Genomic DNA, 8,231 nt, shown 5'->3' on the forward strand with positions numbered 1-8,231 from the left:
ACCCGTCGGTTGTGGACAACTCCGCCACCCACACGAGTGACCGGCAGCGGCCCCTCACCTCGGCGAGACGACAACTCCCAGCAGACCGGGCCCCGTGTGCGCCCCGATCACCGCGCCCACCTCGCTCACATGCAGGTCGGCCAGGCCGGGCACGCGTGCGCGGAGGCGGTCCGCGAGGGCCGATGCGCGGTCGGGGGCGGCGAGGTGGTGGACGGCGATGTCGACGGACGCGCTGCCCGCGCGGTCGGCGCCGAGTTCCTCGAGGCGGGCGATCGCCCTCGACGCCGTCCGTACCTTCTCCAGGAGATCGATGCGCCCGTCCTCGAGTTGGAGCAGCGGCTTCACGGCGAGCGCGGAGCCCAACAGGGCCTGGGCGGTGCCGATCCGGCCGCCGCGGCGCAGATAGTCGAGCGTGTCGACGTAGAAGTAGGCGGATGTGCTTGCGGCCCGTTTCTCGGCTGCCGTGACGGCCTCGTCCACGGTGCCGCCCGTCTCCGCGGCCTCGCACGCGGCGAGCGCGCAGAAGCCGAGGGCCATCGCGACCATGCCGGTGTCCACCACCCGCACCGGCACCGGCGCCTCGCGGGCCGCGACGACCGCGGCGTCGTAGGTTCCGGAGAGCTCGGCGGACAGGTGGAGGGAGACGATGCCGGTGGCGCCGGACTCGGCGACCTTGCGGTAGGTCTCCGCGAACAGTTGGGGGCTGGGGCGCGAGGTGGTGACGGGGCGTCGCTTCTGGAGTGCCTGGGCCAGGGAGCGGGTCGAGATCTCGGTGCCCTCTTCCAGCGCCCGGTCGCCGAGGACCACGGTCAGGGGTACCGCGGTGATGCCGTGGCGCTCCATCGTCCGCTGCGGCAGGTAGGCCGTTGAATCGGTGACGATCGCGACATGGCGGGACATGAGCTGGAGGTTACCTGGCGTAGTGCCCCCTCGGCAGCCCGGCCCCTCTGACCTGGGACGGGTGTGGCGGGATCAGGTGGTGCTCTCGGGGCGGGGCTTCTTCTGCCAGGGATAGGTGGGTCGGGCTCCCGGCGGGGTGATCGCGGGCCGGGTCGGCTCCGCCGCCTGACGCGAGCGCGGGTTGCCCTGCCAGGTCTGCTCGTCGGCGGCGGCGTCGGCAGCGGGCGCCTCGGGCCACGAGGGCGGCGGGGTCGAGGTGCTCGGCGAGGTCGCGGTCTCCGACGTCGTCCAGTGACGCAACGCGCCCGCCTCCACGTCGATCTGTGCGCTCAGGGTGTCGAGGTCGTCGCCGGCGAAGCGGTGGGCCCGGTCGCGGGCCGCCCAGCGCAGGGAGTCCGCGGAACCGGTGATGCGTTCCGTGCGCTCGCGCAGCTCGGGAAGCCGCGCGGCGAGGGTAGCGCGGTCCGGCTCGGACTCCAGTCGCTTCAGTTCGCCGTCCAGTTCGTGTCCGTGCGTGCTGAGCCGCTGGAAGAGGCCGAGGGACTCCCTGAGGGACTCGTCCTGGGACACGCCCGCGTACAGCGCGTCCTGGGTGGCGCGCATCGAGGTGCGCAATTTGATGCGGAGCTGGGCGATCTCGGCCGCCGGGCCGGTCTGGGCGAAGGACTTGGCCCGCAGGGTGTGGTCCTCGACCGTGCGGCGGGCCTGGTGGATCGTGCGGTCCACGCCGCGCTTGGCGGCGCCGACGACCCTCACCGTGGCGTAGACGCCGAGCACCACGAAGAGCACGAAGAGCAGGACGATGACGGCGATCACTGCTTCCACGGCGCTCCTCCTCCGAACGGGCGCGGCACGTCTCGTGCCGCTCCTCCACGGTAAACGCAAAGGGCAGGTCCGGAGTTCCTCAAGAACCCCGAACCTGCCCGTAAGGGACTACCCCCACCCAAAGATCACGCGTCCCGCAAACTACGCCGGAACGATGTTCACCAGCTTCGGCGCGCGCACGATCACCTTGCGGATGCCCGCCCCGTCCAGTGCCGCGACGACCTTCTCGTCGGACAGCGCGACCTTCTCCAGCTCCTCCTCGGAGATGGACGGCGAGACCTCCAGGCGTGCCTTGACCTTGCCCTTGATCTGCACGACGCAGGTCACGGTCTCGTCCACGACGTACGCCGGGTCGGCCACGGGGAAGTCCTGGTGGACGACCGAGTCGGTGTGGCCCAGCCTGCGCCACAGCTCCTCGGCGACGTGCGGGGCCAGCGGCGCGACCATCAGCACCAGTCGCTCGGCGACGGAGCGCGGCACCGCCCCGCCCGCCTTGGTCAGGTGGTTGTTCAGCTCGGTGACCTTGGCGATGGCGGTGTTGAAGCGCAGGCCCTCCAGGTCCTGGCGGACGCCGTCGATCGCCTTGTGCAGGGCCCGCAGGGTGTCCTCGTCGGGCTCCGCGTCCACCACCGTCACCTCACCGGTGGCCTCGTCGACGACGTTGCGCCACAGCCGCTGCAGCAGCCGGAACTGGCCCACCACCGCGCGCGTGTCCCACGGCCGGGAGACGTCCAGCGGGCCCATCGCCATCTCGTACAGGCGCAGCGTGTCGGCGCCGTACTCCGCGCAGATCGACTCCGGAGTGACGGCGTTCTTCAGGGACTTGCCCATCTTGCCCAGCAGGCGGGAGACCTTCTCGCCCTGGTAGTAGTGGGCGCCGTCGCGCTCCTCCACCTCGGCGGCCGGTACCGCGAAGCCACGGCTGTCGCGGTAGACGAAGGCCTGGATCATGCCCTGGTTGAACAGCTTGTGGAAGGGCTCGGCGGAGGAGACGTGCCCCAGGTCGTACAGGACCTTGGACCAGAAGCGGGCGTAGAGCAGATGCAGCACGGCGTGCTCGGCGCCGCCGACGTACAGGTCGACGCCGCCGTGCGGCTGGCCCTCGCGCGGGCCCATCCAGTACCGCTCGATCTCGGGGTCGACCAGCTTCTCGCTGTTGTGCGGGTCCAGGTAGCGCAGCTCGTACCAGCAGGAGCCGGCCCAGTTGGGCATGGTGTTGGTCTCACGCCGGTACCGCTTGGGTCCGTCGCCCAGGTCCAGGGTGACGTCGACCCAGTCCGCGTTGCGTGACAGCGGCGTCTCGGGCTGGGTGTCGGCGTCGTCCGGGTCGAAGGTGCGCGGCGAGTAGTCCTCGACCTCGGGCAGCTCCAGCGGCAGCATCGACTCGGGCAGGGCGTGGGCGATGCCGTCCTCGTCGTAGACGATGGGGAAGGGCTCGCCCCAGTAGCGCTGGCGGCTGAACAGCCAGTCGCGCAGCCGGAAGTTGACGGTGCCCTCGCCGATGCCCTTGCTTTCCAGCCACTCGGTGATGCGGGCCTTGGCCTCGGCGACGCCCAGGCCGTCCAGGGAGACGTCGTCGTTGGACGAGTTGATGATCTTCGCGTCGTACGCCGCGAAGGCGTCCTCCCACGTGGAGGTGTCGGTGCCCCGGCCGTCGGTCGGTTCGACGATGCAGGGGATCGGCAGTTCGAAGGCGCGCGCGAACTCGAAGTCGCGCTGGTCGCCCGCCGGGACGGCCATGATCGCGCCGGTGCCGTAGCCCATCAGGACGTAGTCGGCGATGAAGACGGGGACCTGGTTGCCGTTGACCGGGTTGGTCGCGTACGCGCCGATGAAGACACCGGTCTTGTCCTTGGCCTCGGCCTGGCGCTCCACGTCGGACTTGGAGGCGGCCTGGGCGCGGTAGGCGGCGACGGCTTCGGCGGGGGTGGCGTGACCGCCGGTCCACACGTCGTGGGTGCCCTCCGGCCAGGCGGCCGGGGTGAACTTCTCGACCAGCGGGTGCTCGGGGGCCAGCACCATGTAGGACGCGCCGAACAGGGTGTCCGGGCGGGTGGTGAAGACGGTGATGCGCTCGCCGTCGATCGGGAAATCGACACGGGCGCCCTCGGAGCGGCCGATCCAGTTGCGCTGCTGCAGCTTGATCGCCTCGGGCCAGTCCAGCGCGTCCAGGTCCTCCAGCAGCCGGTCGGCGTAGGCCGTGATACGCATGTTCCACTGGCGCAGCTTGGCCTTGAAGACCGGGAAGTTCCCGCGCTCGGAGCGGCCGTCGGCGGTGACCTCCTCGTTGGCCAGGACCGTGCCCAGGCCGGGGCACCAGTTGACGGGCGCGTCGGAGGCGTAGGCCAGGCGGTACTCGCCCAGGACGTCGGCGCGCTCGGCCTCGGTCAGCTCGCTCCAGGATCGGCCGCCGGGCACCGGGCGCTCACCGGACTCGAACCGGGCGACCAGTTCGGAGATCGGGCGGGCCCGCTTCGCCTCGTCGTCGTACCAGGAGTTGAAGATCTGCAGGAAGATCCACTGGGTCCACTTGTAGTAGTCCGGGTCGATCGTGGCGAACGAGCGGCGCTTGTCGTGGCCCAGGCCCAGCCGACGCAGCTGGGACTTCATGTTGCTGATGGCGGCCTCGGTGGTGACCCGGGGGTGCTCGCCGGTGGCCACGGCGTGCTGCTCGGCGGGCAGGCCGAAGGCGTCGAAGCCCAGGGTGTGCAGGACGTTGTGGCCGGTCATGCGCTGGAACCTGGCGTATACATCGGTGGCGATGTAGCCCAGGGGGTGGCCGACGTGCAGGCCCGCACCGGAGGGGTACGGGAACATGTCCATGATGAACTTCTTGGGGCGGGCCGCCACCGCGGGGTCGCCGGCCAGGTCGCCCTGGGGGTTCGGCGCCGCGTAGGTACCCTCGGCGTCCCAGAAGTCCTGCCAGCGTGCCTCGATGTCGGCGGCCACGGAGGCCGTGTAGCGGTGCGGCGCTGCCACCTCGGCGGTGGCAGCGGGGTTCGTCTCGCTCATGATCCTCAAAGCTCCATCGATCGTCTCTGCCAGCGGCTGTGTCTCTCGGGAAACGAAAAATCCCCTCGCACAGGAGGGGACGCCGCGCCGATTCCGACCCGCTCTCACCGGGGGTCTGGACTGATCAGCGCGGCCCGCTAAGCAGAAGGCGTACGGCACGCATGGCGCTAGGGTACCGCAGGCCCTGAGCAAGCCGCGACGCGCTTGCGTATGACTCCATGACACCGTAAGCATCCCGGCGAAAGCTGAACCAGGTTCAAAGATTACTTCGCGTAACAGCAACTAAGGGACATCACAACAGGCGCATTGTCCTTTGATAACAACGCAATAACTCAAACCTCGTACCCACCGGTATGGCGCCCGCTTAGAGTTCGGCATCGGGACCGCTTTCCCGAACTGCTCGGAGTTGCCCCCATGAACCCTCGTCGTAGTAACAGCTCGCTCCCCGCGACAGGCCGGTCGGCCTACGGGTTGGCGTCGGCTGTCGTCCTGCTCCTCATACCCGTGGTCGTGCTGGTCGGAGGTGACACGTTCCGCGACTTCCTGAACTTCGGCGCGGGCGTGCTCTCGCTCGTCTCGCTCAGCTGTTCGGTGATCTGGGGCCTGGTCGCCCAGGACCGGATCTTCCTCAACACGCGCCAGCGGATCGTCGGCCAGGCGGTGCACAGGACGACGGCCGTCGCCTCGATCGCGTTCCTGCTGCTGCACGTCACCACGAAGATCGCGTTGGACCACACCCAGCTGATCGCCGCGATCATCCCCTTCTCGCTCGGCGTCACCGGGATCGAGGGCCTGGTCGGCCTCGGCTCCCTGGCCGGCCTGCTGATGATCTTCGTGGGCGTCACCGGGGCGCTGCGCAGCCGCTTCGCCTCCCCGGCCCCCGTCGCGGCACGCTGGCGCGCGATGCACATGCTGGCCTACCCGGCCTGGTGTGCCGCTCTGGTCCACGGACTCTACGCGGGTCGAGCCGTGAAGAGCCCGCTGTTCACGTACCTGTACATGGCGTCCCTGCTCGTGGTGATGGGTGCCCTGGCCCTGCGCGCGGCGCCGCGCCCGATCAAGCGCCAGGTCGCCGACCGGATCGCCATGATCCTGGGCGTCGTCGAGCCGATGGGCCGCGAGGCACTGGAGGAGAGCCGGGCCCGTATGAGCGAGGGCGCCGGACGTAGGGGCGAGGATGCCGGACGTAGGGGCGAGACCATGTCGTCCTCCCTGCCGGGTTACGAGAACCGGGGCTCCTCACGCGAGTCGCGCACCTCGTCGTTCGAGGCGCCCGCTGCGCCCGCCCCGGAACCGGCGAACGGCTTCGCGGCCGCCTACCGGGCTGTCAACACGCCCCGCGGCCAGCAGTCCTACGGGGCGGCCGACCAGACCGCGCGCATGAACATGCCGTTCGACATGCAGGCCACGGAGGCGATGCCGCGCGTCGACAACGGGGGCAGCACCTCGGGCAGCTGGCCGATCCCGTCCCCGCCGCCGGTCGGCGAGGCGCCCCCGTCGGCGTACGACCCGCTCCAGGACACCGGATTCAACATCCCGCCCTACGGCGGCGCGGGCGCCGGTCAGTACGGCGGGAGTGATGTGTACAACACCGGTGAGACGAACGCCCCCTTCGGTACGTACAACACGAACGACACGTACAACAGCGGTCCCGCCACTGAAACACGCCCCGGTACGTCCTACGACTTCGACGCACCGGGTTCGGGCGAACCTTGGAACACGCCTTCCGGAGGCTTTAAGTGAACGAGGCCCTGCCCGACGTCCCAGAAGTCCGCGTGGTCGGCCTTCCCCAGCTCACGTCGGGCTTCGACCTTGTCGAACGACTCGATCTGCCCATGCACCTCAAGGTGCACGGGCCGCTCGAACCCATGGGCGGGGAGGCGCTCGCCAAGCTCTCGGAGAACATCAATCTCAAGGGCCGCGGCGGTGCGGGCTTCCCCTTCCACAAGAAGCTGCGCTCGGTCGCCGAAGCGGCGATCAAGCGCGGCGTACGGCCGGTCGTCGTCGTCAACGGCAGTGAGGACGAGCCGGCCTGCCGCAAGGACACGGTGCTGATCAACCGTGCCCCTCATCTGATCCTTGACGGCGCGCTGCTCGTCGCCGAGGCCCTGGGTGCCCGCACGCTCGTGGTGGGGGTCACCCGGGAGTCCACCCAGCGCTCCATGGAGGCGGCGCTGTCCGAGCGCGGCCTGAGCAACAGCCGCAGGTCGGCGCTGCGCGCGTTCGTGCAGCGCAACCCGGTCCGCATGGTCACCGGCGCCGCCGCCTCGCTGATCCGCTCCATCGACGGCGGCCCGGCGGTCCCGCCCGGCCGCAAGGTCAGCGCCTCGCAGAACGGCGTGGGCGGCGCACCGACCCTGCTGTCCAACGCCGAGACGTTCGCCCAGCTCGCGATCGCCGCCCGCATCGGCCCGGAGCGCTACGGCAACACCGGTCTGTACGACGAGCCGGGCACCGTCATGCTGACGGTCTCCGGCGCGGTCGCCCGCCCCATGGTGATCGAAGTCCCCACGGGCGTCCCGCTGCGCTACGTCCTGCAGCTGGCCGGCGCCCCGCCGGTGCCGCAGGGCGTGCTGACGGGCGGCTACCACGGCAAGTGGATCGACGCGGCGACGGTGAACGAGGCGGTCGTCTCGCGCAACTCGCTGGACGCCGTGGGCGGTGCGCTCGGCGCCGGCGCGATCCTGCCGATCACTCAGGACACCTGCCCGCTGGGCGAGTCGTTGCGGGTGGCGCAGTGGCTGGCGGAGGAGAGCGCGGGCCAGTGCGGTCCCTGCTACCTCGGTCTGCCGGCCGCCGCGCGCGGTATGGAGGACATCCTCAACGGCGGCGGCCCGGCCGCCCTGGAGGCGCTCAAGCAGGTCGCCAAGAACGTCAAGCGGCGCGGCGCGTGCTCGCACCCGGACGGCTCCGCGATGTTCCTGGAGTCGACCATCAAGGCGTTCACGGACGACCTCGCCGCGCACGTCCTCGGCAACGGCTGCGGACGGCGCGTGGAAGGCGTCCTGCCCCTGTTCGAGGGCGGCAGGGCCCCGACGGGCATCCCGGGCGGCGCGGCCGCGGAGGAGAGCGGCGGCAGCCGCCAGAAGATCTTCGTCGACTGGACGCTGTGCCGGGGCCACGGCCTGTGCGCGGACATCCTGCCGGAGGTCTTCCAACTGGGCGCCGACGGCTTCCCGACCGTCGCGCAGGCGAAGGTGCCCGAGTACGCCGAGGCGAAGGCGCTGCGGGCGGTGCGGCGCTGCCCGGCGCTGGCGCTGCGCATCGAGGAGGACACCCGCTCGCAGGCTCCGGCCCGCAACCTCCCGGTCGTGTCCCAGGGCCGCGGACGGCGTGCGCTGGGGCGCTGAGCGCGACACCGCCAACACCGAGGAGGGGGGGGGGGGGGGGGGGGGGGGCCCCACCCGTTTTTCCGTCGGAGGCAAAAAAAAGCGCGCGCGATGGGAGGTGGGCTTGGGGGGGTTGGTGTGGGGGGGAAGGAGGAGGAGAAACCT

The 8,231-nt window shown here is 70.6% G+C and carries 5 protein-coding genes; 2 read left to right on the top strand and 3 right to left on the bottom strand.

The genetic code is table 11. The features are described from left to right. Positions 1-54: 54 nt before the first annotated feature. From AC067M_RS40595 to leuS, 3 genes are all read right to left on the bottom strand, one after another. Entirely contained in the window at positions 55-900 is an 846-nt protein-coding gene (locus AC067M_RS40595) for a DegV family protein (protein ID WP_478702028.1), read from the bottom strand. A 72-nt stretch (positions 901-972) separates the two neighbouring features. Next, entirely contained in the window at positions 973-1,725 is a 753-nt protein-coding gene (locus tag AC067M_RS40600; protein WP_478702029.1) for a hypothetical protein, read from the bottom strand. 141 nt (positions 1,726-1,866) lie between these two features. Then, positions 1,867-4,737, bottom strand: coding sequence for a leucine--tRNA ligase (gene leuS, locus AC067M_RS40605; protein ID WP_478702030.1), 2,871 nt, complete (start codon positions 4,735-4,737; stop codon positions 1,867-1,869). Positions 4,738-5,151: 414 nt separating this feature from the next. Here leuS and AC067M_RS40610 point away from each other — a divergent pair, with 414 nt between their 5' ends. Together AC067M_RS40610 and AC067M_RS40615 are read left to right on the top strand one after the other, a co-directional pair. Further along, positions 5,152-6,480: a cytochrome b/b6 domain-containing protein gene (locus AC067M_RS40610; protein ID WP_478702031.1), complete on the top strand. Its 1,329-nt coding sequence runs from the start codon at positions 5,152-5,154 to the stop codon at positions 6,478-6,480. Next, positions 6,477-8,087 carry an NADH-ubiquinone oxidoreductase-F iron-sulfur binding region domain-containing protein gene (locus AC067M_RS40615; RefSeq protein ID WP_478702032.1) on the top strand — a complete coding sequence of 537 codons (1,611 nt, stop codon included), beginning with the start codon at positions 6,477-6,479 and terminating at the stop codon, positions 8,085-8,087. The genes AC067M_RS40610 and AC067M_RS40615 overlap by 4 nt, the downstream gene beginning before the upstream one ends. Positions 8,088-8,231: the final 144 nt, after the last annotated feature.

The organism is Streptomyces sp. NPDC043427, assembly GCF_056436655.1.